Genomic DNA, 22,226 nt, shown 5'->3' with positions numbered 1-22,226 from the left:
TCTAACACTCCCTTCTCTCTAACCAGATGGCGTTCACGGGACAGATCATAACACATGCACCATCTGAGCCACAGACATCCTGATTGACAACCTTGACAGTACCATTCCTGACCTCAAGGATCTTCTTGCTTTCCACTTCGTTAAGATAGCCGGCTGCAAGGTTCTTATTATCCTGAGCATTGACCGGGCACATGATAACACAGTTACCGCACCCAAGGCAGGCTTCTTCATCCGTCATAAGCACAGAAGTGAGAGTGGGTCTCGGTGCCTTGACGTTAAGCAACTTTTTCTCGATGATGGCTTTCTTATCCACTTCGGGGATGATCTGGGTCTTGGTTACAGTAATGGCATCCACGGGGCAGGCCATTTCACAGGCCCCGCAATAGATACATACGTCTGCGCGCTGGGCCACCTTATCCACTCTCTCCCCGGCTTCCCATTCTGGGTTAAAAAGTGCATTACATGGACATGTGTCAACACATGAACGGCAGGCAGTACAGGTAGCCTCGTCTCTTACCCATGTTCCCGCAAACGGTTTCTGTACAGTGATCGCATCGGCGGGACATACGGAGGCACACCATCCGCAATGTACACAGCATGAGTTATCTATCTTTGTCTCACCATCGATCTTCGCACTGCCATCAGATGCCAGCCACTGCCTGACCTCTATACATCCTTGCGGGCATATCTGTTCGCATAATCCGCAGTGGACACAGTTCTCATTGACAGTTGTCGGTTTAAGCACAAAACTGAGATATGTGTTATCATTGATCGATTTGCCAGCCTGCCGCATTTCCAATGCACCTGTGGGACAGGTCTTGGCACATATACCACACATTATACAGCCTGAAGGATCATTCTCCAGGTAGTCCTTGTCAATAAGACCCCTGGCAACAGCCCCCACGGAACCGATGGTGATGATTCCTTTCGGACATGCCATGACGCAAGTTCCACATCCTATGCACTTCTCCGGAAGATACATAAGTTGCTTGTCGTCTTTTGTTCCAAACATTACTTCATTCATCTGATCTACTCCGTAATCCTGCCTATAGCATGCATTGTAAATTGAAGGTCCAATGCAATAAGAATCCCTTCCTCTAAAGGCACCTGTTACAGACTTCTCTGTTCTGGAACTGACGATCCATTATCGTGGCTATTCTGGCAACACGCCTGAACTCATTTGGCCGGATATCAGTACAGAATGCATCCCGTCTGTCTGCTAAGGCATATTCTGCCCGTTGATGCCAACAGTAGTGTAATAAATACAATAGCTCCAGTTCTCGACCTATTATACTACCTGAGGTCGCTATAATAGTAACATGTATCTGTTATAAAATTATCGTTCTAATTTACAAGCGGCAACAACTGGTTATAAAATATGCTTATTGGACGGACCACATTTTAAATATGATCGTGTATACTACCCACTGGTAGAACAATTACAGGAAAAAGACTGTACAAAAATAGAGGTGTTATGACCTATACAGGACATGCATATGCTCTTGGAGCAGGTACTATAGTAAATGCGATCTCCACCTGGAAAGGTGCGGCTTTTGCAGTGGACCTTAAGACCTTTGCCGACGTCGAAATAAATAATGGCAAGGGAAAAATTACAGGAACTATAGAAGGTCAGCCTGAAGCAGATACACGGCTTATAGAAAGAACTGTAGAACTGGTACTGCAGTACTTCGATGTCCAGATGCAAGGTTCAGTAAGAACAAGAAGTGAAATACCTCTTGCCAGTGGATTGAAAAGCAGCAGTGCAGCTGCTAACGCCACGGTCCTTGCCACACTGGATGCACTTGCCGAAGAAATCGAACCTATTGATGCCGTAAAACTGGGCGTGCAAGCTGCTTTGGATGTGGGTGTCAGCATCACTGGTGCCTTTGATGATGCGTGTGCTTCTTTTTTTGGAGGGGTAGTGGTTACGGACAACAAACTTAAGGAACTGGAGCGCAGGGAAAAGAAGGAAAAAGATGTTATCATCTTTGCACCTGACCGAAAAGCCTTCAGCTCAGCTACCAATGTATCTCGTTCACGATTGATCGCTCCGTGGGTAGATATGGCCTACATGCTGGCCCTGGAGGGAAACTATGAAGAGGCAATGACCCTTAATGGATTTCTTTATTGCAGTGCTCTGGGCTTTGATACAGGACCAATGATGCTGGCTCTGGAAGCCGGAGTTAAAGGCGTCACACTATCAGGCACTGGACCATCTTATGTTGCACTTGTGGACAATGTGTCCTGTTCAAAACTAAAGGAAAGCTGGTCCCAGCTGGGAATAAGCGGAAGCCTGATAAGCACTAAGATATATAATAAAGCGGCAAAAAAACTTGCTGGCCGGGAGTAATAATGAGCTCACTTGAAGAAGCACGTGCTGAGATCCAACGTATTGACAGGAACATAGTTGATCTTATCAAGAAACGTACAGAACTTGCGGAAAAAGTACTTGAGTCAAAGAGAAGGTCAGGTCTGCCGATCAATGACGAGGCTCAGAACAAAGTTGTCCTTGAGAGGGCAGTAGACAATGCTATAGAATTCAATCTTGATACAAATCCTGTGCGATCGATATTCAAGATACTTATTGAAATGAGCATAGAACACCAGCAGGAGCTTAGTGGAAAGGGTAAATTCCCCTGAGGAAGTATATAATGGTAGACATAGCAGTCATAATGGGATCTGAATCGGATCGTGCCATAGCCAATCGTGTAACAGGAGTACTGGATGAGAGCAAGTACGTTTATGACATACAGGTGATCTCAGCACATCGCAATCCTGATACACTGGATGAATACATTGCAGGAAGCAGTGCAAAGGTATTTATTGCAATTGCAGGCCTCTCTGCCGCATTACCTGGAGTTATTGCATCAAAAACAAAAAAACCGGTAATAGGAGTGCCTGTGAGTGCGAAAATGATGGGACTTGATGCATTGCTGTCCATTGCTCAGATGCCTCCGGGCGTGCCTGTGGCCAGCGTGGGTATTGACAATGGTGCAAACGCAGCACATCTTGCCATAAGGATACTTGACCTGCTAAGCAGTTAAAAAATATTCAGTGGCTGATCAGCCTTGCTTGCTGAACCTGAAAATACATTGCTCGTCGCCGTTACCCATAGTTGAAAGAACTTCCACATCCATTTCATAATCTATTCTTTCAGCCAGTCTTGCAAAAGCACCTCTTGTAAGATTACACAGGACGGGATTTAACTGTGCTTCCTGAGCACCCCAGGGACACCTGGTTCCTTTTAAGTAAAACGAATTATGATTTTCTGCATTGGGTTTTGATTCAAAACTGCCTCCAAGCTGGTTCATCAGCATGCAGCAAGCATCCCCAAGAGGATTTTCTTTACTTTTAATATCCTCATACCCAATTAAGCCCTCTAACATTGATTCCACTACCATATTTGTCATCTGGTGAATGATCATGTTCTTCTGTTCCAAGGGAATGGTTTTAAAAAGAGTGGGGATGATCCTTGTAAGCACAGATCTGACACGGTTCTGCATCTCAAGTTTGTCCTTTTCCTGTTGCAAACTGTTATGCAGATGTTTAATTCTAAGAAGGGACCTGATCCTTGCAGTTAGTTCTACTTTATCCACTGGTTTTATAAGAAAATCATCCGCTCCGGCCTCTACACCCCTTATCCGGTCTTCTCTGTTAGAGAGCGCGGTCACCATAACTACCGGCAAGAGCTGAGTGCCTTCAGCAGACCTAATAAGCTTACATACATCATAACCATTCATTTCCGGCATCATTATATCAAGAAGTAAAATGTCCGGCTTTTCTTCATTTACCTTTGTAAGTGCTTCTTTGCCATTAGAAGCCGAAACGGTCACGTATTCAGAACCCAGATATGCCTCCAAAAGTTCCACGTTCATGGGCTCATCATCTACTATAAGCACTTTAGGTTTTGGTTGATCTGCCATATAATTCACCCCATATCGATAGATCCTGCTGCCTTCCATACATCTATGAAATACTGATCCACATGTACCTTGAAAGAAGCTGGTCACTCCATTGCAATAATAATGCTACACGATACAGGCATCATATATTGGAACTCAGCAACATCCCACATCCTTAACCCACATCTATAAGCTTACCTTTGGAGCCCTTTAACTGGATCCCCGAAGCAGTGATATCAAATAAGATAAAGTCCAATGATATCGACGTACTACGCATCTTCGGGATACTAAGGAAACGTTCCATTTTTCCTGTATATGGGTTTTCCTTCACGAACAATTTTATAGCCCCATGTGTCGAGTAATCAGCTATCTGATGGGTCAACTGGTATGCAGCATCGTCCATTACATATACTACAGTGATCTGCTTAGCGGATAGTACACGATTGAGAGTGTCGAACTTATCCCTGAACTGCTTCATGTCAAGACCAAAGGTAAGCACTCCCAGATTATCTACAACCACTACGTTAGCATCATCCGGAATTAGTTTTACCACATCCACAAGGTCCATCGCACCAATGTTGAAACCCACCTGATCATGCCTGAAGGATCTGTCCAGTTCACATTCTTCAATAAGATCGATCTCAGTGTTGTTGAACCCATCTACAATATGGGCCGCTCTGGCCACTGCTCCTGCCCTTATTTCCAGGACCTGCTTGATACTAAGAAGGCCATTTTCCAGAAAAGGATCTAACTTTAAGCCAAGCATACCTGCCTGCTGCAGCAGATCCTCGGGCGACTCTTCAGTTGCTATAAGCACACATTTCTTACCATCCGAACAGGATCGGTACAACAGATGGAGTCCAAATATAGTCTTACCGGTACCCGGAACACCTGTTAAAAGTATCCCTTTTCCTTGTGGGTAGCCTCCACCTATTTTTGTGTCAAGGTTTTCTATGCCTGTGGGGACGCGTTCCATTCTATCACTGAGTTCCATATTCGAGATTATTTATATTTTGCATATTATAATTATAAGTATATATAGCTGGCTATTCCAGCAGACAATAGCTGAGAAGAATGATCGAAGCATCACCGACAAAAATTATGGGTAAATGATATAAGCGGATATCCTCAATAGTATTATGATAACCGGATGCGCTGATTTTGAATTTGCATCTTTGATCCCATGGGTTCATCGCAAACATCAGAGGATACATTTAGCTTTCAAGGGGGAAGGAAATGGAACACGACATAAGCATACGAATAGGAGGAGAAGCCGGACAGGGTATACAAACCATAGGCCTTGCGCTGGCAAAGACGTTCCAAAAAAGTGGACTGCATGTTTTTTCAACACAGTACTATCTATCGAGGGTTCGGGGAGGGAATAACTATTTCCAAATAAGGGTGAGCGACAGGCCAGTAAGAGCGATGTCGGATAGATTGGATATGCTGATCGCACTGGACAGAAAGTCTCTTGAAAAATACATGGAAGAGCTGAATGATGGTGTTGTACTCCTGGACGCAGAAGAATTTAAAATTCCCAGCTATGACAAACAACTATTTGATGTGCCATTCCAGAAAATAGCAAAAGGGACCGGTGGCAGCAAGTTATATACAAGCACTGTGGCCATGGGAGCTGTCCTGGGCTTGCTCTGCTTTGAATTGAGATATCTGGAAGATGTGTTAAGAGATACGTTCTCAAAAAAAGGAGAAGAAATAGTTCACACTAATATACTTGCCGCAAGAGCCGGCTATGAACATGCGCAGAATAACTATAAGGACAAGTGTAAATACTCTTTTGCAAAGGCCGGCAGAACTTCAAGGAAGATGTTAATAGATGGGAATGATGCTGTAGGGCTTGGTGCGCTTGCGGCAGGCGTGCAATTCCTTGCCTCTTACCCTATGACCCCCTCCACCGGAGTGATGAATTTTGTGGCTGCACATGCAGACAGGTTCAATGTGATAGTCGAACAGGCGGAAGATGAGATCAGCGCCCTTAATATGGTATTGGGTGCATCTTTTGCCGGTGCCAGAGCCATGACCACTACATCCGGAGGTGGATTCAGTCTTATGGCTGAAGCTTTAGGGCTGGCAGGTATGACGGAGACACCTGCCGTAATATTCCTTGGCCAGCGTCCCGGGCCTGCTACCGGACTGCCTACGATGACCGAACAGGGGGACCTGTTGTTCGCATTGCACGCTTCCCAGGGAGAGTTTCCCCGATGCATACTTGCACCAAAGACCCCTGAGGATGCGTTTTATCTCACGGCCAAGGCTTTTAACCTGGCGGACAAGTACCAGATCCCTGTGTTTATCATGAGTGACCAATACCTTGCCGATGCCCAGTTCACTTGCGAGCGGTTCGATACTTCAAAGATCACCATTGATAGACATCTGTTATCAGATGATGAACTGCGAACTATGGACACATACAGGCGATATAGTATCACACCTGATGGCATTTCACCCCGTGCCCTGCCTGGTCAGAGTAAGCACCTTGTAGTTGCGGATAGCGATGAACACAATGAGGAGGGACACATTGACCAGACAGCGGATAATCGTATCCTTATGATGGAAAAGAGAATGAGGAAACTTAAAGGGCTTACAATGGAAATGGAAGGACCTGATGTGTACGGACCTCAGGAAGCAGATGTTACTCTTATCGGATGGGGATCGTCATATGGACCCCTTGCAGAAACAGTGGAGCTGCTAAACGAAGAAGGACAAAGTCTGAACCTCGTGCATTTCACACATATATACCCTATTAAAAGTGAAGAGATAAGGAATATGATTACAGGGAAAGGAACGACCGTATGTGTGGAGAGTAATGCGACTGGGCAGTTCGCACAGCTATTGAAAGCCGAAGCAGGCATATCTGTTGATATGAACCTGCTGAGGTATGATGGCATGCCTTTCACTCCAGGATATATAATGCGTGCCCTGCATGAGAAGAAGGTGATCTGATGGTCACGATAGAGGATTATCCTGACATTGAGACCGAATGGTGCCCAGGGTGCGGGAACTTTGGGATACTTAAAGCTATCAGGAAAGCACTGGTGAACATAGGTAAGGCTCCGCATGAGGTCCTCATGGTGTCCGGCATAGGACAGGCAGGTAAACTTCCCCATTATATGAAATGTAATATGTTCAACGGGCTGCATGGAAGAACATTGCCTCCGGCCACCGGGGCAAAAATAGCTAACCATGAACTGACGGTCCTCACAGTAGGCGGGGACGGGGATGCTTATGGAGAAGGCGGTAATCACCTTATCCATGCCATCAGACGTAATCCTAACATAACTGCCATTGTTAACGATAACAAGATATATGGCCTTACCAAAGGACAGGCATCTCCTACAAGTGAGCTTGGTATGAAGACCAAGGTCCAGACCCATGGGGTGGTAAATACACCTCTAAACCCTCTTGCTCTTGCCATTTCCCTGGACTGTTCCTTTGTGGCGAGGGGATATGCAGGGAATATCGAACATCTGGCAGGCATTCTGGAAGAAGCGATCAAGCACCGCGGTTTTGCATTGGTGGACATTTTGCAACCGTGCGTGTCCTTTAATAAACTCAACACATTCAAGTGGTATACAGAAAGAGTATACAGGCTTGATGAAGAAGGGTATGTGCCTGATGACCGGATCAAGGCTTTTGAAAGATCGCTTGAATGGGGAGACCGGATCCCTATAGGAATATTTTACAAGAAAGAGAAACCTACCCTTGAAGACGGATTCGGTGTGCTTGGAGAAGGAACTCTTATTAGCAGCCCTAAAGATCAGACCCTGGTAGATGAATTGATAGATTCGTTCATGTGATCTTGCCGGATCACTTCATCTTTCTGAGGTTTATCCTTCCGGATGCCCTTTAAGACCACCAGTTCTTCAAAAAAACACTTTTCTTTTTCCACAACTTCCGGTTCAAAGCCTGCTTCTTCCATCCAGAGCTTCGTCTTTTCGATCCCTGTAAGCGATGAGATCAAAAGTAGTATGATGCCGGTGGGACGAAGATGAAGAGAAACTTTTTCAAGGAACCTGCAAAGAGGTCCCGTACCATCGACACCACCATCAAAAGCGTAGTTGAGCCAGCCTGGGACCTTATCCTCCTCTAAAGTGGGAAGGTATGGAGGATTGAAAATGATCATATCAAAATACTGGACCGGCTTGAACGCAGAGAACATGTCGGCCCTGATGGTCAGAACTCCATTGTCACAAGCACATTTCACAGCATGGGGATTTATGTCCGTAGCAAGCAGGTCCACGTCCAGATTTGACTGCAGAACCGCAGAAACAAAACCTGTACCTGTGCCTATTTCCAGGATCTTCATGCCTTTCTTTGCATATTCGAGTGCAGCATCGGCAAGCAAAAAAGAATCTTCTGCAGGCTCGTAGACATCATCAGCAAATTTCACACTGGCTTTCCTGTGAGTGATGCAGGGCATCATGCCTCCTGCTGCATTGCAAGTATCCCATCGGAAAGTGCAGCAAGCTGAGCAGGGTCCAGATTCTCAGGCCGCAGTTTCATCAGGTTCTCAGGCAGCCTGGAGACGACCTGCTTGACATTGTGTATGCCTAACATGTGGTTACTTTCTACAATGGCGTTCTTTATTTTCTTGCGCCTTTTGGTAAAGACCGCTGTTACGAACTTCAGAAAAAAATCCTTGTTAGTTACTGTAAAAGGAGCTGGCCTTGGGCAGACCTTTACCACAGCGGACTCTACCTGAGGCGGAGGAGAAAAAACACCTTTTGGAACTTTCATAATAATAGATGCATCTGCAAAGTATGCAGTATTCACTGTTAGTCTGCTGTAATCATCTGATCCAGGCTTTGCGATCATGCGCCGGGCGAACTCATACTGGTACATTAGTATCCCCAGCTTGAAATCGTACCTGAAGAGCTTGAAGGTTATTTCCGAAGAAATGGAGTACGGCAGGTTCGCCACTACTTTATCGAAGACGGGAATTTCCACCCTCAGGACATCCCCGTGGATAAGCTGCAGTTTCTCTTCTCCCCTGAACCTGTCTTCCAGTACAGCCACAAGCTTTGGATCAAATTCGACTGCTATTACTCTGCCGGCCCGGCGCAATAGACGCTCTGTCAGGTTGCCTATGCCTGCACCGATCTCAAGGATAGTCTCATCAGGAGCAATATTTGCAGATTCGACTATCCTGTCCAGGATAGCCTCATCCACCAGAAAATGCTGGTCATGCTGCCCTCCATGTATGCCATAATGGCGCAGAATACTGCGGACCAAGGATACTTCCACCCTTATTCCTGCTTGGGACGGCGGGGAGGCAGGGTAAATAGCCTGTATTTGATATTGTCGTCCTTGAGCTCATCGATTATACGGTTAGCGATGATCTTTTCAGGAGAGTGCAGGCCCCCTATTCTTCCGTGAAGTTCTTTAAGGCTGGTGAAATTGCCTTTCTTACGTTCATCGATGATAGCCCACATGAGCTTCTTCCCGATACCCGGAAGTAGTTCCAGCATGTGCAATCGATTGGTTATAGGATGCGCATCATTGAAGAAATCCACGAAACGCTGCTCATCAAGAAGTACCATCTTCTCAACCATATATGGAAGCTCTAGCTGAGAGCCATGGCTGAGATCATTGAAACCGATCCTGTGCTTAACATGATCAATAACATCACGGTCCCCTTCGCCAATATAGACCCTCGACCCGATCTGAGGTACTGCATTCTCTTTAGGTACTAATTCCATGAGGGCAAAGTGTTTTTCCCCTACAGCCTGAACGAGAGGTTTTTTCTGGTAGGAGGGCTTGGAATCCACACTACTGCCGTAGGGCAGATAATCTATGATCCATGCGTAGTCCTCTCTTTCAGGTGATTTTCCCCTTGTCATCATACTAAACACTTCCGTAAAACTAACCGCTAATGCTTGCGTACAACAATCAAAATAAAAATGGGATATTCAAATATAAATCTATTCTACTGCCTCGCTCACAAGGTCCAATATCGAGTCCAGCTCGGATTCGGAAAGAGTGTACCGTTCCTTTGCATACAGGGTCCTGAGTTCGTCCCTTGTCTGGGGAGCTATGTCGGCTATCCGTACAGCGATCTCTGGTTTCATCTTTTCCAATTCCATGAGCTTGTTAACAAGTTCCCGTGACCTCTGGGCGCTCATCCTGGAGAACATCTCCGCATGGTTGATAGCCTTACGTAGCTCGTACCTGAGCTCCTCTCCTTTACTTAGGCGATCTTCCATGATCTCATTGAGCATCTCCCTGACCTCAGAGATGGTCAGAAGTTCTTCACTTAGAATGTTCTTTACTATCATCTAAATACACTCTTAATGTATCCTACAGTATGTGGAACTCTATCGATAACATATAGCTTATAATCACACATCAAGATATATTTATCGATAATGATCTTAAAATGTTGCCAGTGAAGGTATTATTCCCATCACTTCTGAGGTTTCAGGTGCTGCGGCAGGGAAATTACCTCTTTCATGGAATTCCCGTCCCTTACCTGCAATAGATAAGCTCTGCCCCTCTGGCCAACGACTTTACCCGTGCTTCCCTGAAATTTCGGATTTGGCATTCCTTTTTGGACACTTGGGTCGATATCTATGTGTACCATCTGTCCGTTATTGAATTCCTGAATAGCCTTACTTACTGGGGAAATACCTCTTTCCCTTATGGTCTTCTTCAATTTGTACCTTGTACAGTGTCTCTCACCATGTGACATAATTCTTCTCCGTTGTATGTATTGTGATTAATGGATAATAGCTCAAATGTCAACGTTCACTACATCAAGTTCAGCAACTGTTGCCTGCTTACCTAATATTCCGGTGAGACTTGGAACGGTCCGCCCTTCATCGCCGGATACAAGTTCTTTTACATAGAGGCCGCCCTCGCAGCTGACCCTCACTATTGCATGGTCTGCCTCCCATCCTAAAAGTTCTATAACATGGACATACCTTTTTCGGATCAGATCAGCCCTTCTGTGGGATACGCGCTGAGGCGTGCGTTGCTGGATCTCTGCACCTGAAAGACTTTCCAGTGCTGATATTAGTTCTTCCTTTGAAACTGGGTCAGTGAATGTAACTTTAAGGTTATATACTTTATCCGCATGAGCTGCTTTCAGCTTCTCTACCGTATCCTTTGATACGACCTGCAACCCATGTACTTCCACCTTACCGCCGGCATGAGTATTAATAGCTTCCTGAAGCTGTTTCAGATCGATGGTACGAATTCGTGGACTGATGGCCTCCACCACAAAAGGCCTGCCACTGCCCAACATGAGAGCATCGATATCTTCCCTTCCTGCACCATGGAATGCAGTATCAGCAGCAGAGGCTGCATCGACAACATCTTTTTTTATCAGCTCATCTACAGATTCCGGGTATTGCTTACCGGTAAAATTACATTTTTCACATCCTCTGCCTTTACAATTACGGCATGGCCACCTTGTCTGAGGGATCCCCCTGATAAGTTTCTTGTAGCGGCCCTCAATATAAAGAGATCTTATCTGAAGGCTCAGGGTCTCGGCAGCGAGGTCAAGCATCACAACTATCTCGGGCTTTTCGAAGTCCACCACTTTGCCTGTCCTGGATGCGATAAGTTTTCCCACTTCCCTGTTCATTTCGGTCTTTAGCTGCTCGGCATGGGCAATACTGCATTCGCTCCAGAGGATCTCCTCGTTCTCACTCAGAAGGCCGCTGACCTTGGTGCCCACAAGAAAACTGGAATATTCAAGACCTTCAAGTGCAGCAACAGCAAGATCGGCCCATTTTTCGAGGTCAATGAACAAACCAAGACATACCCAGCAACGTTCGTCTTCCCCATGCACGCCAAGTACCTTTCTCACATAACCGGAGCTTGAAGCAAGCTCCCTGAGGAGAGAATCATCTCCTTCTTCTTTATGTATCCGGTGTCCTTCCATGGCAAGCGCCATCTTCAGACTATTACCTCTCTGGGCATTGGTAAGGCCCGTGGATAACTTTGCGAACTGCCTTCCCATGCAGTTGTCGCAGATCGGCCCTTCATGGATTATCATCTTAGCGGTATCGAATATGCTCATCTAATCACTCTGAATTTATGTCCTGGTCATCTAATGGCAAACCAAGATAAAACAGTTATCTTTGTATCTGACCGAACGCAACTCTATCTAGCTCATTGTGTATAAGGATTATGCAATGATCTGCATGTAATGATAGCGGCCCTACTGAGATAGTGCCTGCGGACATTCCCAGTACAAGTTTTTCCTCATCTTCCGTAAGCCCGAGATGATCCCCAAGGATAAAAACTCCGTCTTTAAGCCCCTCAGAGATACTCCGTATATCTTCACCATCTTCCCTGAGGTAAAATATTTTGCGACCATCACTGGAAAATTCACTCAGCAAAGTGCTTAGATCAGCTTCCCTTATCCAGACTCCCGGGGTCGAGCGGGTCTCAATGGAAGAGATGTCATCTATTTCCAATGCTTTTTTGATCAATGCGCCTGCACTTCTTTCATCCGGATTTAGATATCTCAGTTTCTCGCCATTGAAACGTATGACCCTGGGAGGATTGGGCTCACCCAGAAGTAACAGATGTGCCTGCACGTCCCGTCGCAGATCGTGAGACAGGAAAAAAACCGAATTTATACATCTGCATAGAATATCCATCCTTCCTGCAGAGCCTGGCATATCATTAAGCGAAAAGCCTCCGGTTGTAACAGCCTTATGTCCAATTATAATGAAATCCTGCATGTTCTCATCCATTTAAAGAATAAACTTTCGCATATTACACACAAAGATCAAACACCAATATGATCATCAGTATCATTGATGCTGGAATATGATCTTGCGATCTTAACTGCTTGACAGGCAACCTCTTCAGCACTTTTTCCGAAAAGCCTGATCATGGGTTCCTTACCAAGACCGCCTGTATCATATATAATATCAGGCACTTTTTTCAAACCAGCTGAACCGAATTTCTCAATTGCACAGGTCACGTCCCGATCCACGGTACCGGTCGTACTGGCCTGTGCCGGCTCATCAGCCCTGTCAAAAGAAGAAATAGAAAGCCCCAATTCCTTGCATATGAGAAGTGTTTTTTCCGAGTACCTTAAATTGACAGCTGCCCTTACACACGGATCAAATTCCATAGCTGCAAGAACCATTCTTCCAACATGTCCACTACCTCCTAGTTCCACAACTCCTGCGATGTAGGGCCTGCCCCTTACACGGACTATACGTCCGTTAATTCCGGCCACATCTGCCACTACAGTGGCAGAAGGGATCGCCATGGCAATATTACACCCCACTTCCGGAATGAGTCGCCCGAAATCATCACATGAGACCAGTAAATCAGCAGCTGAAATAGTATTTTGAAGAGCTGCAAAGCGATGAGCATCCCTGAGAGTTGAACCCAGCTGGTTCACAGGTCCCACCCCATGCCCCACTTTCACACTGCTGATTATAGCTTTTTCAACAAAGGATTTTGCAAACGTGGCAGCTTCTATGATCGAATGTCCTTTGGATAGAAAAGCTGCAATGCATGCAGCATAAGTACATCCCGATCCATGGGTGCCACCTTCCAGGAACTTACCCGGTACCACAGTGAATTTATCAGAAACAGCTTCATATACCACATCAGATGCATCTAGATGGCCGCCTGTGACTATCACGACCTCTACACCAAACTCTGTGATCTTTTTTGCTGCTTTTTTTGCATCCTCCACATCCTTAATATCAATACCTGAGAGCGTACATGCTTCATGGACATTGGGCGTTACCACCTTGCTGAATGGAAGCAGTTCCTCTTTAAGTGCCTTCACAGCATCTTTACGCAAAAGGTCCCCACCTGCTTCCGCTGCCATCACAGGATCCACCACAAGAGATAATCTATGGGAACGTGCCTCTTTTGCCACTAAACCAACTATCTCAACAGAAGAGAGCATGCCTGTCTTTGCCCATCTGACATCCATATCAGAACATACGGCATTTATCTGCGCACTTATCACATGGGGAGGCAGATCATAGGCGCTGAGCACACCCGTTGTATTTTGCGCCGTGACAGAAGTTATGGCACAGCTGCCGTGTACCCCCAGGGCTGCGAAAGTCTTTATATCAGCTTCAATACCTGCACCGCCACCTGAATCAGAACCTGCTATTGTCATTACCACGGGAATACCGGACATTATGTTCACCATCTGTGTTCCTGCAAAAAGGATCACTATAAGGATACGGGAAGAAATATGGACAATGTCCTAAATACATTATGGTCTGGGGTGATCTATACCCTGTTCTTCATATCGTCAATGTAATACCATGTTCGATAGTTTTATATCTGACTATACACAATGGTGACCAGTATAATGCTATCATTCCGTTGATACACATATCATTCCGGACTACTTTGATCTATTAAGATGAGGGCGGCTTTAAATGGGAAACAGACCTCTTGATATACTGAACGATGCTTTGAACACACCTGTTATTGTGAGATTGAAAGGAGCCCGCGAGTTCAGAGGAAATTTGCAGGGCTACGATGTACACATGAACCTTGTTCTCGAGGAAGCTGAAGAGCTTAAGGAAGGAGAGGCTAGGAAACTGGGTACTGTAATAATAAGGGGTGACAACGTAGTATACGTATCCCCGTAACATATTTATCCTATGGTACTGTCTGGGGTTCGCCTGATACATGGTTAACTAATTGATAGTAAATATAATGATAATTAAATAGAGAGACGAAATAGTAAAAAAGGTGAAGATAGATGTCAAAAGGTACTCCTTCGATGGGAAAAAGGCAAAAGCGCACACATGTAACATGTAGGCGCTGTGGTAGAGTGTCACTTAATATCCATACAAAGCAGTGTACTGCATGTGGTTTTGGCAGGACACCACGTATGAGAAGTTATAAATGGGAACGTAAGTGCAAATTCTAAGCGTCATAAGATTTTCTCTTTTGGAGTATAGATGAAAGAGGAATGTGGTGTTGTTGGTGTTGTGATGCAGGATGGCGCATCCACAGACAACCCAACTGCTCTTCAGATATACTATGCCCTTTATGCCCTGCAGCACAGAGGGCAGGAATCCACAGGTATCACTGTGCATGATGGACTGCATGGTAAATCCATTAAAGGTATGGGATTGGTGCCCGAAGTATATGCCAAGAAAGACCTTGTGGAACTAAAAGGCAACGTAGGTGTAGGCCATGTACGGTACTCTACAACCGGGGACTCAAAAATAGAGAACTGCCAGCCCCTGATAGTAAAGTATAAGAGCGGTACTATAGCGATCGCCCATAATGGAAACCTGGCAAACTACAGAGCCCTGAGAAATGAACTGGAATTGGAAGGTCGTATATTCATTACCAATTCCGACACAGAAGTGATCGCGCACCTTCTTGTAAAAGAACTATTGCGCCACGACCCGATCGGATCTATCTCAAATGTGATCAAAAGGCTAAAGGGTTCCTATTCACTTGCCATACTCATAGATGATCAGTTATATGCGTTACGAGATCCCCTGGGTTTTAAACCATTATGTATAGGGGAACTCGATCGTGGCTTTATAGTTGCCTCCGAAAGTGTTGCTGTAGACACGCTCAATGGGACATTGATCAGGGAAGTAGAGCCTGGGGAATTGATCGTTTTTAAGAACGATACATTTGAAAGCTATCGTCTGGTCCAGGAGAAGTGTCATGCACATTGTGTGTTCGAATATGTGTATTTTGCACGTCCTGACTCTATCATTAATGGTAAGCTTGTGTATAATGTCCGGGAGAAGATAGGCAGAGAACTTGCCCGTGAACATCCTGTAAAAGCAGATATTGTATCGCCTGTGCCTGATTCAGGAATAACTTCTGCAATTGGTTATTCATACGAAGCAAATATAAAGTATAGTGAAGGGCTAATGAAGAACCGGTATATTGGCAGGACATTCATTCTCCCTGGACAGGCAATGCGCGAAACAGCTGTGCGGCTCAAGATGAACACTATCTCCGAGAACATCAAAGACCAGCGGATAGTTCTTATTGACGATAGCATAGTACGGGGGACTACCTCCAGGCGTATCATTGATATGATAAGGCGTGCCGGTGCAAAAGAGATACATGCACGCATTGGCAGCCCTCCGATAATAGCTCCATGTTATTTTGGAATAGATATGGGTACCCGAAATGAATTGATAGCAGCTCATAAAACAGTGGCAGGGGTCGAAGCCGTGATCAATGCTGACTCACTTGGATATTTAAGCATAGAGGGATTGGTCCGGGCAATAGGCATCGAAAAGGAAAACCTGTGCCTTGCATGCCTCACAAGTGAATACCCTTTGGATATACCGGGTGAATACTGCCCACGCAGACAACTGAAACTCAACGAGTTCTCCTAAGCTTTTTTCATCATTGGATATAGTATGTAGGGTATTATTACTGAATACGAAGAAAGATAAGTTTAAGAGAAAAATGAACTTTAAAATAGAAATGTTTGAAAATGGGGCCGGGATCGAGAATCGAACTCGAATCGTAGCCTCCACAGGGCCACAGGATAACCGCTACCCCACCCCGGCTCGAAGTAGGTGTTACGTGTTGTTAACACGAGCACCCTATACATGTATCTCTCTTACATAAACTTTTCCTTCATGGGGATCAGGGACCACATGAAGAATAGATGTCATCCGGGTCAGTTTAATATAAAATATATTGTGATCTTCAAACCCTATTCAACCTGATCCAGAATCTGCTACCTTTGCCTTCAGGATTATCCTCCACACCCACTTCACCACCATGCAGTTCAGCTATCCTTTTAACTATGGCAAGGCCAAGACCACTACCTTTGACACCCTTCTTTGTGACCCGCTTGAACCTGTCAAAAACATAAGGTTTATCAGCATCGGAAATACCTTCACCCTGATCGCTGACAGCTACTTTCCACATATTGCCTTCATCAAATATATCAATGGATATAGATGTGTTCTCAGAGCTGTACTTCACGGCATTGGTGAGGAAGTTAGCAAATACTTCTTCAATTATGGGATTAACAGCTGAACTGTGGGTCCCAGAGAAACGTGTGATAACAGACATTTTCTTTTTTTCGATCATGGGCCGTAGGTTTTCAGCTACACTATGAATGATCCCACCAATATCCATTACAGAGAATTCAAGACCGTCCTGAGATTCAAGTTTAGCTAACTTGGATGCAGTATCGATCATATCGATGAGTTTAGCATCACTTTTATGGATCTTCTCAAGAATTGATATTTTCTGTGCATTGTTCTCGTTCTCAAGCAATATTTCAGTGAATCCTTTGATAGTTCCTGCCGGATTAAGCAGATCATGTCGCAAGATATCAGTGAACAACTCTTTCATTTCGTTTGAGCGCTGTAGTTTATCTGCATATTGTCTGAGATGTTCTTCAGATTGTTTACGTTGGGTAATATCCATAGCAGTTCCCGTTATTCTGCATGGCTTGCTTTCATTATCGAACTCTGTGGCCTTACCCCTTACAAGCAACCATTTATATCCTTGACCTAGGGTATTGACCCTGAACTCTTCCTCAAAGAAAGGAGAGGAGGGTCTGATGTTTCTGAGGACAGAGATCACTCTATCCCTGTCCTGCTCATGGATCATTCCAGCTATCGTTCTAAAATTAGGAGGAAGATCTGCAGCCCTGTAGCCAAGCATTTCTGCCCAGCGTTCATTAAAAACAAGCTCATCGGTGGCCACATCCCAGTCCCACATGCCCAGATCAGCGCCATTGAGAGCCAGTTCAACCCTATCTCTCGTCTTTTGGAGCATGATCTCCCTTTCTTTGCGCTCAGTAATGTTCCTGGCAACAGCAAGGACATATCCACTGTCATCGTGTGCTATAAATGTGACGTTGATCTCCACAGGTATCTTCTTTCCTGTTTTTGCCTTGAAACTGGAATCAACATCCAGATAGCGACTCCCACAAGTTTCAAAGAAAGCCCCATTCCAGAAATTACCCACTGTATCCATCAAAAGATCTTTATCCATTGCCATGAACTCTGTTCTCGAATACCCTGTCTGAGCACAGAGCGTTTCATTGACATCCAGTACCTTGGAACTGTTGCGATCTATTACTATAATATAATCATTAGACCTGTTTACAAGATTTTTGAATAAAGAGAGTTCATCTATGAACTTTTTCTGAACTATCGCTATCCTTAGTAGTTCTGATAAAAAGATCAGATCCCCTGGCTCTTCTTCCAGAGAACCGGTTACTTTAGAATCTTCAACGGTTATGAAACCAAAGACTTCCCCTTCATTGACCAGTGGAATGGCAATGAAAGAAACTTTTACCTGCTTCTGCAGCATTTTCAGATCGGGAGCTGCTTGGTCAGCATATGCCAGAACATCCTTTATATACACTGTTTTTTTGCTGTTCATACTGCTAAATACCAAAGGGAACATTTTCATCCTGGAGTTATGGAATACATCCGTTTGGACATAAGCTCCGTTCTTTACCCAGAGATATTTTCTTTTAGCTATCTTGACAGTACCTTGTATCTCATAGAAGGAACATCTTGTACAATCTGTCAATTCCCCAATATGGCCTAATATTTTATCGATACCTTCCGCTGTTCCAGAAAGGAGAGAGAGAATAGACATTATTTCCGGGAACTCATATCTGAAACTATTAGGTGAATGATCAGGAACCAGGGGTACAGGAGATCCATTAACTGCCGGCACCTGAGACCGGCATGCCTCACCATTTACAGGTACATGATCTTTGGAAACAGAAAGAGAATAGGTAACTGAAAGATAAAAAACAACGATACAAACACAGAATATCAGGATCAGTTGTATTTTGAATGTTGCATTTTCATTTATTCCCGCGTAAGGCAGCAATGTTGATAAAATAAATACGACAAACATTGAAAAGAACGCCTTTGCCCATATGATCATCTTTTTCCATAGCTCCCGGGTATATTTACAAATAAATATTTTATATATAATATAATAATAAAGATTATATTCTTTTTGCTACCCATAATCACCTAATTAACAATAAAAATTGGGCCTCTGTAGAATTCCGATATTCTTGAGCTGGCTCTTAGAAGCTATTATAACCGTTTCATAAAAACCGCTCATGTCATCAAGGAGTTCATTGACCTTATCATTGATGATATCCTGCAGACAATTGCAAGGGAACTGGTAGCCACTGTACTATTGACTGGACCGTGCGAGAGAATGTACGTGCAGAGATGCGTGTGCTTATGAAGAGGATATTGCGTAAGTATGGGCATCCTCCAGACAAGCAGAAGAAAGCTACTCAGACCGTGTTGATGCAGGCAGAAGTACTTCACATGAACGGGCAGCTGTGGGTTGTAGGTATGTATATATGCTAGAAACAATTTGTAGAAAATGAAAATGGATATTTTCATTCCTATATCCCAATTCCTTAGCCTTATCATAGCACATTTGAGCTTCTTGATGTCTACCCAGAGCCTCAAGGGTACCACCTTTACGACTCCAAGCCTCCGTATACTGCGAATCAAGTTCTATATGAATCATATATGTTGTAGTAAACGCATTCAAAAAGAACATTTTATAAGCCTTTAGATGCATATATGTGCATATGGGGGAAAGAACAGGGCCACAAGCTTATGATATCTTGGTGTATTCTTCTAAATATCATAAGCTTGGATGCCACAAGTTATATCCCTCCCCTATGGAAGAAATGGATTTAGACCCCAACGAAAATGGGTTTGATAAGTCGTGCATAAATGTTGTAGGTGCTGAACACTTTTGGAGGAAGTGTTAGTGCTGAGTGAGTTACGTAACACGACTTATCTAATACCCTGCTAACAATTGTTATTGATACCTATTTCTCATTATAGATTTACTACTTATATCACTTCATTCTTCTTAAAACCATAAATGCGCCTCCAATTGCTGATACTGCCAGCAAGAAGCCGAATCCCGATGTCTTTTCTGCGGGTTTCTCTACATTCAAGGTGGAAAGACCAGTGACCCAACCAGCTATGTAGGCATAATTGCCTGCCACGGCTACGTCCAATGCAGAACCAATGTTATATTTACCTGCAAATGCTGGTCCAGAAGGATTACTGATATCCAGTATCACAAGACCATCACCAACAGCTATGTAGGCGTAATTGCCTGAAACAGCAATATTATCTGCTCCTTGAGTATCATAGCTGCCAACAAGTTTTGGTACTGAAGGATCGGTGATATCCACAACAAAAAGACCATTCTCATAACCGGTTATAAAAGCATAATTTTCCGACAAAACAACCTCATCCACCCTTGATGGAATGATTACCCTTCCCACTTCTGAAGGATTGGAAACATCACTTATATCCAGCACAACAAGATCTTTACCCTGTCCAATATATGCATAATTGTGCTCTAGTGCAACACCACTTATATGTCCACCAAAGTGTCCCACCTGCTCCACATTAACCTTATCAGCTGAACCGAGTCCAGCCATCAGTATAAGGAACAGCAATACAATTCCAGAAAAGATGAATCTACTTGATATGATTTGTATATACACCCACTCCACCAGTTTATGGGAAATTGCCTTAGTGGATACACATAGAAATATATGGTATGAGGCACTATTTGAACATACGCAATAAAAATTGTGAATAGAAATATATTTTTATTATGTAATTATATATTCTTAATCTCTTTCCAAGGACAATATGATCAACTTCATTTGACAAACATCAATAGATGGGATCAATAGAAAATAAGGGAGGATAGAAACAACTTTTTCAGCTATTGGATAGCATCAGAGATTATTCTGGTTTTGCTGTAAAATCCCCTGTACCTTTGTACAGGGGTAGCATAGATCAATTTTGCCTTTTCTTCAGATACGCATATCCTACTGCAAGAGTACCTATTATCAGAATGGCCAACATGAATGTCCATATTCCGGACCTTTCGGATTGTGTTTCTTCCACACCTACATCCCCTGGCATAATTGGTCCTTCAGCAGTTTCATCGTCCACAGATGCCACAACTGCTTTTTCAGCAGTGATAGCGAACGGAGAGAAACCCGGTGTCCGGGACTCGAATATTGCATAGCTTGTAGTGTTGCTTTCCATGGTAGTAGGCAACACTTCCCATGCATTTCCATTATATCTCTGTAGCCTAACATCTGCAGGGTTCACACCCATTTCCTCAAGCCATGAGCCAGTGACCCTGAACCTTACAGTAGCATCCTTAATGTTAGCTGCCGTGGCAAACCCTGACTTGCCCACCCAGATGTTGACATGTTTATAGATAAGTCCTTCAGGGCTGCTTTTCACCAGCTTGGACCTATTGTGCAACACCTCTATAGTAGACGTTATCTGTCCCGAGTTCTTAAGAGAATAGAAGCTGACCGACTGAATGGGATTACCTTCTCTTGTGAACTCATAGGTAACATTGGTATTCATTGCAAGGTATTCAGTGTCCACATCTTTCATTACCACATTTGTAAAGTCTTCAGCACTGCCTGCACCGCCGCCTCCACCACCACTGCTAGTCTTGCTGGTACTGCTTCCTCCACCACCGCCGCTGCCGCTGCTGGGAGAAGCTGTTGTGAGGCTAATGCTCACAGCTTTACCTTCAAGTCCATTCACAGTGTATGGGATCAAGGTATAGCTATACTTCGTACTACTGCTCAGGTTACTGTCTACATATGTTGTTACTCCGCGTACATCCCCGATAAGTATATTATCCCTGAATATTTCCACCCTGAAAGTGTCACTAGAAGCTCCCCATATCAGTGTTATCGAGCTGATTGTGATATTGGTCCCCGATAAGCCGAAGACCTTCGGGAGTTTCACTGTAGTTGCTGAATCGTTCACCCATGTGGAATTGATGTTCCCGGAGGTATCGACTGTATGTAGACCGATACTGTAAGTCAGTCCTTCAGTAAGTCCGGTTGCATTGTAGTAATTGACAGAACTACCGGATGTATTTGTGACAAATATACCATTCAGGTACACCATCACATGACTGAAGTCCGCAGCTGTGGGATTAGTCCACGTCCAGTTGATCCAGGTTGGACCGACATCAGTTTCTCCAAGATCAGTGACGGATGCAGGAGGTGTGATGTCTGAAGGTATTGGAGTAGTTGCTGAATCATTCACCCATGTGGAATTGATGTTCCCGGAAGTATCGACTGTGTGTAGACCGATGCTGTAAGTCAGTCCTTCAGTAAGTCCGGTTGCATTGTAGTAATTGACAGAACTACCGGATGTGTTTGTCACAAATGCACCGTTCAGGTACACCATCACATGACTGAAGTCCGGAGCTGTGGGATTTGTCCACGTCCAGTTGATCCAGGTTGGACCGACATCAGTTTCTCCAAGATCAGTGACGGATGCAGGAGGTGTGATG

23 protein-coding genes and 1 tRNA gene are annotated in these 22,226 nt (G+C 44.4%); 9 read left to right on the top strand and 15 right to left on the bottom strand.

Annotated features, from left to right (window positions below):
* Position 1: 1 nt before the first annotated feature.
* Positions 2 to 1,024: a 4Fe-4S binding protein gene (locus A4E24_RS08300; RefSeq protein WP_292352811.1), complete on the bottom strand. Its 1,023-nt coding sequence runs from the start codon at positions 1,022 to 1,024 to the stop codon at positions 2 to 4.
* A gap of 450 nt (positions 1,025 to 1,474) precedes the next feature.
* Here A4E24_RS08300 and A4E24_RS08295 point away from each other — a divergent pair, with 450 nt between their 5' ends.
* Genes A4E24_RS08295 through A4E24_RS08285 form a run of 3 tightly spaced genes read left to right on the top strand, consistent with a single transcriptional unit; the run spans position 1,475 to position 3,044 of the window.
* A complete protein-coding gene (locus tag A4E24_RS08295) occupies positions 1,475 to 2,350 on the top strand; it encodes a shikimate kinase (protein WP_292352810.1) in 876 nt (291 codons plus the stop codon).
* 2 nt (positions 2,351 to 2,352) lie between these two features.
* Positions 2,353 to 2,640 carry a chorismate mutase gene (locus tag A4E24_RS08290; protein ID WP_292352809.1) on the top strand — a complete coding sequence of 96 codons (288 nt, stop codon included), beginning with the start codon at positions 2,353 to 2,355 and terminating at the stop codon, positions 2,638 to 2,640.
* A gap of 11 nt (positions 2,641 to 2,651) precedes the next feature.
* A complete protein-coding gene (locus tag A4E24_RS08285) occupies positions 2,652 to 3,044 on the top strand; it encodes an AIR carboxylase family protein (RefSeq protein ID WP_292352808.1) in 393 nt (130 codons plus the stop codon).
* Positions 3,045 to 3,062: 18 nt separating this feature from the next.
* On the opposite strand, the gene A4E24_RS08280 is transcribed toward A4E24_RS08285, so the two are convergent.
* Positions 3,063 to 3,923 (bottom strand): methanogen output domain 1-containing protein, encoded by an 861-nt coding sequence (locus A4E24_RS08280; protein WP_292352807.1) that lies wholly within the window; start codon positions 3,921 to 3,923, stop codon positions 3,063 to 3,065.
* A gap of 154 nt (positions 3,924 to 4,077) precedes the next feature.
* On the bottom strand, positions 4,078 to 4,896 hold the full coding sequence (locus A4E24_RS08275; RefSeq protein ID WP_292352806.1) for an ATPase domain-containing protein: 819 nt from the start codon (positions 4,894 to 4,896) through the stop codon (positions 4,078 to 4,080).
* Between the two features lie 242 nt (positions 4,897 to 5,138).
* Here A4E24_RS08275 and A4E24_RS08270 point away from each other — a divergent pair, with 242 nt between their 5' ends.
* A complete protein-coding gene (locus A4E24_RS08270; RefSeq protein ID WP_292352805.1) occupies positions 5,139 to 6,863 on the top strand; it encodes a 2-oxoacid:acceptor oxidoreductase subunit alpha in 1,725 nt (574 codons plus the stop codon).
* Positions 6,863 to 7,717, top strand: coding sequence for a 2-oxoacid:ferredoxin oxidoreductase subunit beta (locus tag A4E24_RS08265; RefSeq protein WP_292352804.1), 855 nt, complete (start codon positions 6,863 to 6,865; stop codon positions 7,715 to 7,717). Before A4E24_RS08270 ends, A4E24_RS08265 begins: the two co-directional genes overlap by 1 nt.
* Here the strand turns inward: A4E24_RS08265 and A4E24_RS08260 are convergent.
* The 8 genes from A4E24_RS08260 to thiD form a co-directional block, all read right to left on the bottom strand.
* Positions 7,678 to 8,340 (bottom strand): HemK2/MTQ2 family protein methyltransferase, encoded by a 663-nt coding sequence (locus tag A4E24_RS08260; RefSeq protein ID WP_292352856.1) that lies wholly within the window; start codon positions 8,338 to 8,340, stop codon positions 7,678 to 7,680. The genes A4E24_RS08265 and A4E24_RS08260 overlap by 40 nt on opposite strands.
* Entirely contained in the window at positions 8,340 to 9,152 is an 813-nt protein-coding gene (gene rsmA, locus A4E24_RS08255) for a 16S rRNA (adenine(1518)-N(6)/adenine(1519)-N(6))-dimethyltransferase RsmA (protein ID WP_292352803.1), read from the bottom strand. Before rsmA ends, A4E24_RS08260 begins: the two co-directional genes overlap by 1 nt.
* Positions 9,153 to 9,166: 14 nt before the next feature.
* Positions 9,167 to 9,763 carry a DUF655 domain-containing protein gene (locus tag A4E24_RS08250; RefSeq protein WP_292352802.1) on the bottom strand — a complete coding sequence of 199 codons (597 nt, stop codon included), beginning with the start codon at positions 9,761 to 9,763 and terminating at the stop codon, positions 9,167 to 9,169.
* 78 nt (positions 9,764 to 9,841) lie between these two features.
* A complete protein-coding gene (locus A4E24_RS08245; RefSeq protein ID WP_292352801.1) occupies positions 9,842 to 10,195 on the bottom strand; it encodes an RNA polymerase Rpb4 family protein in 354 nt (117 codons plus the stop codon).
* A gap of 128 nt (positions 10,196 to 10,323) precedes the next feature.
* Complete coding sequence (locus tag A4E24_RS08240) at positions 10,324 to 10,608, bottom strand: 50S ribosomal protein L21e (protein ID WP_015324135.1); 285 nt, start codon at positions 10,606 to 10,608, stop codon at positions 10,324 to 10,326.
* Between the two features lie 42 nt (positions 10,609 to 10,650).
* Positions 10,651 to 11,943: a tRNA pseudouridine(54/55) synthase Pus10 gene (locus A4E24_RS08235; RefSeq protein ID WP_292352800.1), complete on the bottom strand. Its 1,293-nt coding sequence runs from the start codon at positions 11,941 to 11,943 to the stop codon at positions 10,651 to 10,653.
* A gap of 55 nt (positions 11,944 to 11,998) precedes the next feature.
* Positions 11,999 to 12,613 carry a tRNA (pseudouridine(54)-N(1))-methyltransferase TrmY gene (gene trmY, locus A4E24_RS08230; RefSeq protein ID WP_292352855.1) on the bottom strand — a complete coding sequence of 205 codons (615 nt, stop codon included), beginning with the start codon at positions 12,611 to 12,613 and terminating at the stop codon, positions 11,999 to 12,001.
* A 47-nt stretch (positions 12,614 to 12,660) separates the two neighbouring features.
* On the bottom strand, positions 12,661 to 14,058 hold the full coding sequence (gene thiD / locus A4E24_RS08225; protein WP_292352799.1) for a bifunctional hydroxymethylpyrimidine kinase/phosphomethylpyrimidine kinase: 1,398 nt from the start codon (positions 14,056 to 14,058) through the stop codon (positions 12,661 to 12,663).
* A 235-nt stretch (positions 14,059 to 14,293) separates the two neighbouring features.
* On the opposite strand from thiD, the gene A4E24_RS08220 reads away from it, so the two are divergent.
* From A4E24_RS08220 to purF, 3 genes are all read left to right on the top strand, one after another.
* Positions 14,294 to 14,509, top strand: a complete 216-nt coding sequence (locus tag A4E24_RS08220; RefSeq protein ID WP_292352798.1) for an LSM domain-containing protein — start codon at positions 14,294 to 14,296, stop codon at positions 14,507 to 14,509.
* 113 nt (positions 14,510 to 14,622) lie between these two features.
* Positions 14,623 to 14,793: a 50S ribosomal protein L37e gene (locus A4E24_RS08215; protein ID WP_292352797.1), complete on the top strand. Its 171-nt coding sequence runs from the start codon at positions 14,623 to 14,625 to the stop codon at positions 14,791 to 14,793.
* 31 nt (positions 14,794 to 14,824) lie between these two features.
* Positions 14,825 to 16,240 carry an amidophosphoribosyltransferase gene (purF, locus tag A4E24_RS08210; protein ID WP_292352796.1) on the top strand — a complete coding sequence of 472 codons (1,416 nt, stop codon included), beginning with the start codon at positions 14,825 to 14,827 and terminating at the stop codon, positions 16,238 to 16,240.
* Positions 16,241 to 16,342: 102 nt separating this feature from the next.
* On the opposite strand, the gene A4E24_RS08205 is transcribed toward purF, so the two are convergent.
* Together A4E24_RS08205 and A4E24_RS08200 are read right to left on the bottom strand one after the other, a co-directional pair.
* A tRNA-His gene (locus A4E24_RS08205) sits at positions 16,343 to 16,417 on the bottom strand.
* A 142-nt stretch (positions 16,418 to 16,559) separates the two neighbouring features.
* Positions 16,560 to 18,776 (bottom strand): ATP-binding protein, encoded by a 2,217-nt coding sequence (locus tag A4E24_RS08200; protein WP_292352795.1) that lies wholly within the window; start codon positions 18,774 to 18,776, stop codon positions 16,560 to 16,562.
* A gap of 263 nt (positions 18,777 to 19,039) precedes the next feature.
* Here A4E24_RS08200 and A4E24_RS08195 point away from each other — a divergent pair, with 263 nt between their 5' ends.
* Positions 19,040 to 19,219, top strand: a complete 180-nt coding sequence (locus tag A4E24_RS08195; protein ID WP_292352854.1) for a type I restriction enzyme endonuclease domain-containing protein — start codon at positions 19,040 to 19,042, stop codon at positions 19,217 to 19,219.
* Between the two features lie 506 nt (positions 19,220 to 19,725).
* On the opposite strand, the gene A4E24_RS08190 is transcribed toward A4E24_RS08195, so the two are convergent.
* Positions 19,726 to 20,340 (bottom strand): LVIVD repeat-containing protein, encoded by a 615-nt coding sequence (locus A4E24_RS08190; protein WP_292352794.1) that lies wholly within the window; start codon positions 20,338 to 20,340, stop codon positions 19,726 to 19,728.
* A 349-nt stretch (positions 20,341 to 20,689) separates the two neighbouring features.
* Positions 20,690 to 22,226: PGF-pre-PGF domain-containing protein (locus tag A4E24_RS08185; protein ID WP_292352793.1), on the bottom strand; the 1,537-nt coding region annotated here is incomplete at its 5' end.

It is taken from the genome of Methanomethylovorans sp. PtaU1.Bin093 (genome assembly GCF_002067275.1).
In the GTDB taxonomy this organism is placed as follows: Archaea; Halobacteriota; Methanosarcinia; order Methanosarcinales; family Methanosarcinaceae; genus Methanomethylovorans.
The sequence above is the reverse complement of the archived record's forward strand: the minus strand, read 5'-3'. Positions and strand labels throughout refer to the sequence as shown.

What these genes read in the sequence shown, in the direction of transcription:
- purF (WP_292352796.1), top strand. Translation starts at nt 14,825, where the DNA reads ATGAAAGAGGAATGTGGTGTTGTTGGTGTTGTGATGCAGGATGGCGCA.
- A4E24_RS08290 (WP_292352809.1), top strand. Translation starts at nt 2,353, where the DNA reads ATGAGCTCACTTGAAGAAGCACGTGCTGAGATCCAACGTATTGACAGG.
- trmY (WP_292352855.1), bottom strand. Translation starts at nt 12,613, where the DNA reads ATGCAGGATTTCATTATAATTGGACATAAGGCTGTTACAACCGGAGGC.
- A4E24_RS08215 (WP_292352797.1), top strand. Translation starts at nt 14,623, where the DNA reads ATGTCAAAAGGTACTCCTTCGATGGGAAAAAGGCAAAAGCGCACACAT.
- A4E24_RS08275 (WP_292352806.1), bottom strand. Translation starts at nt 4,896, where the DNA reads ATGGAACTCAGTGATAGAATGGAACGCGTCCCCACAGGCATAGAAAAC.
- A4E24_RS08260 (WP_292352856.1), bottom strand. Translation starts at nt 8,340, where the DNA reads ATGCCCTGCATCACTCACAGGAAAGCCAGTGTGAAATTTGCTGATGAT.
- A4E24_RS08250 (WP_292352802.1), bottom strand. Translation starts at nt 9,763, where the DNA reads ATGATGACAAGGGGAAAATCACCTGAAAGAGAGGACTACGCATGGATC.
- thiD (WP_292352799.1), bottom strand. Translation starts at nt 14,058, where the DNA reads ATGGTGAACATAATGTCCGGTATTCCCGTGGTAATGACAATAGCAGGT.
- A4E24_RS08280 (WP_292352807.1), bottom strand. Translation starts at nt 3,923, where the DNA reads ATGGCAGATCAACCAAAACCTAAAGTGCTTATAGTAGATGATGAGCCC.
- A4E24_RS08220 (WP_292352798.1), top strand. Translation starts at nt 14,294, where the DNA reads ATGGGAAACAGACCTCTTGATATACTGAACGATGCTTTGAACACACCT.
- A4E24_RS08300 (WP_292352811.1), bottom strand. Translation starts at nt 1,024, where the DNA reads ATGAATGAAGTAATGTTTGGAACAAAAGACGACAAGCAACTTATGTAT.
- A4E24_RS08265 (WP_292352804.1), top strand. Translation starts at nt 6,863, where the DNA reads ATGGTCACGATAGAGGATTATCCTGACATTGAGACCGAATGGTGCCCA.
- A4E24_RS08235 (WP_292352800.1), bottom strand. Translation starts at nt 11,943, where the DNA reads ATGAGCATATTCGATACCGCTAAGATGATAATCCATGAAGGGCCGATC.
- A4E24_RS08295 (WP_292352810.1), top strand. Translation starts at nt 1,475, where the DNA reads ATGACCTATACAGGACATGCATATGCTCTTGGAGCAGGTACTATAGTA.
- A4E24_RS08270 (WP_292352805.1), top strand. Translation starts at nt 5,139, where the DNA reads ATGGAACACGACATAAGCATACGAATAGGAGGAGAAGCCGGACAGGGT.
- A4E24_RS08285 (WP_292352808.1), top strand. Translation starts at nt 2,652, where the DNA reads ATGGTAGACATAGCAGTCATAATGGGATCTGAATCGGATCGTGCCATA.
- A4E24_RS08200 (WP_292352795.1), bottom strand. Translation starts at nt 18,776, where the DNA reads ATGATCATATGGGCAAAGGCGTTCTTTTCAATGTTTGTCGTATTTATT.
- A4E24_RS08245 (WP_292352801.1), bottom strand. Translation starts at nt 10,195, where the DNA reads ATGATAGTAAAGAACATTCTAAGTGAAGAACTTCTGACCATCTCTGAG.
- A4E24_RS08240 (WP_015324135.1), bottom strand. Translation starts at nt 10,608, where the DNA reads ATGTCACATGGTGAGAGACACTGTACAAGGTACAAATTGAAGAAGACC.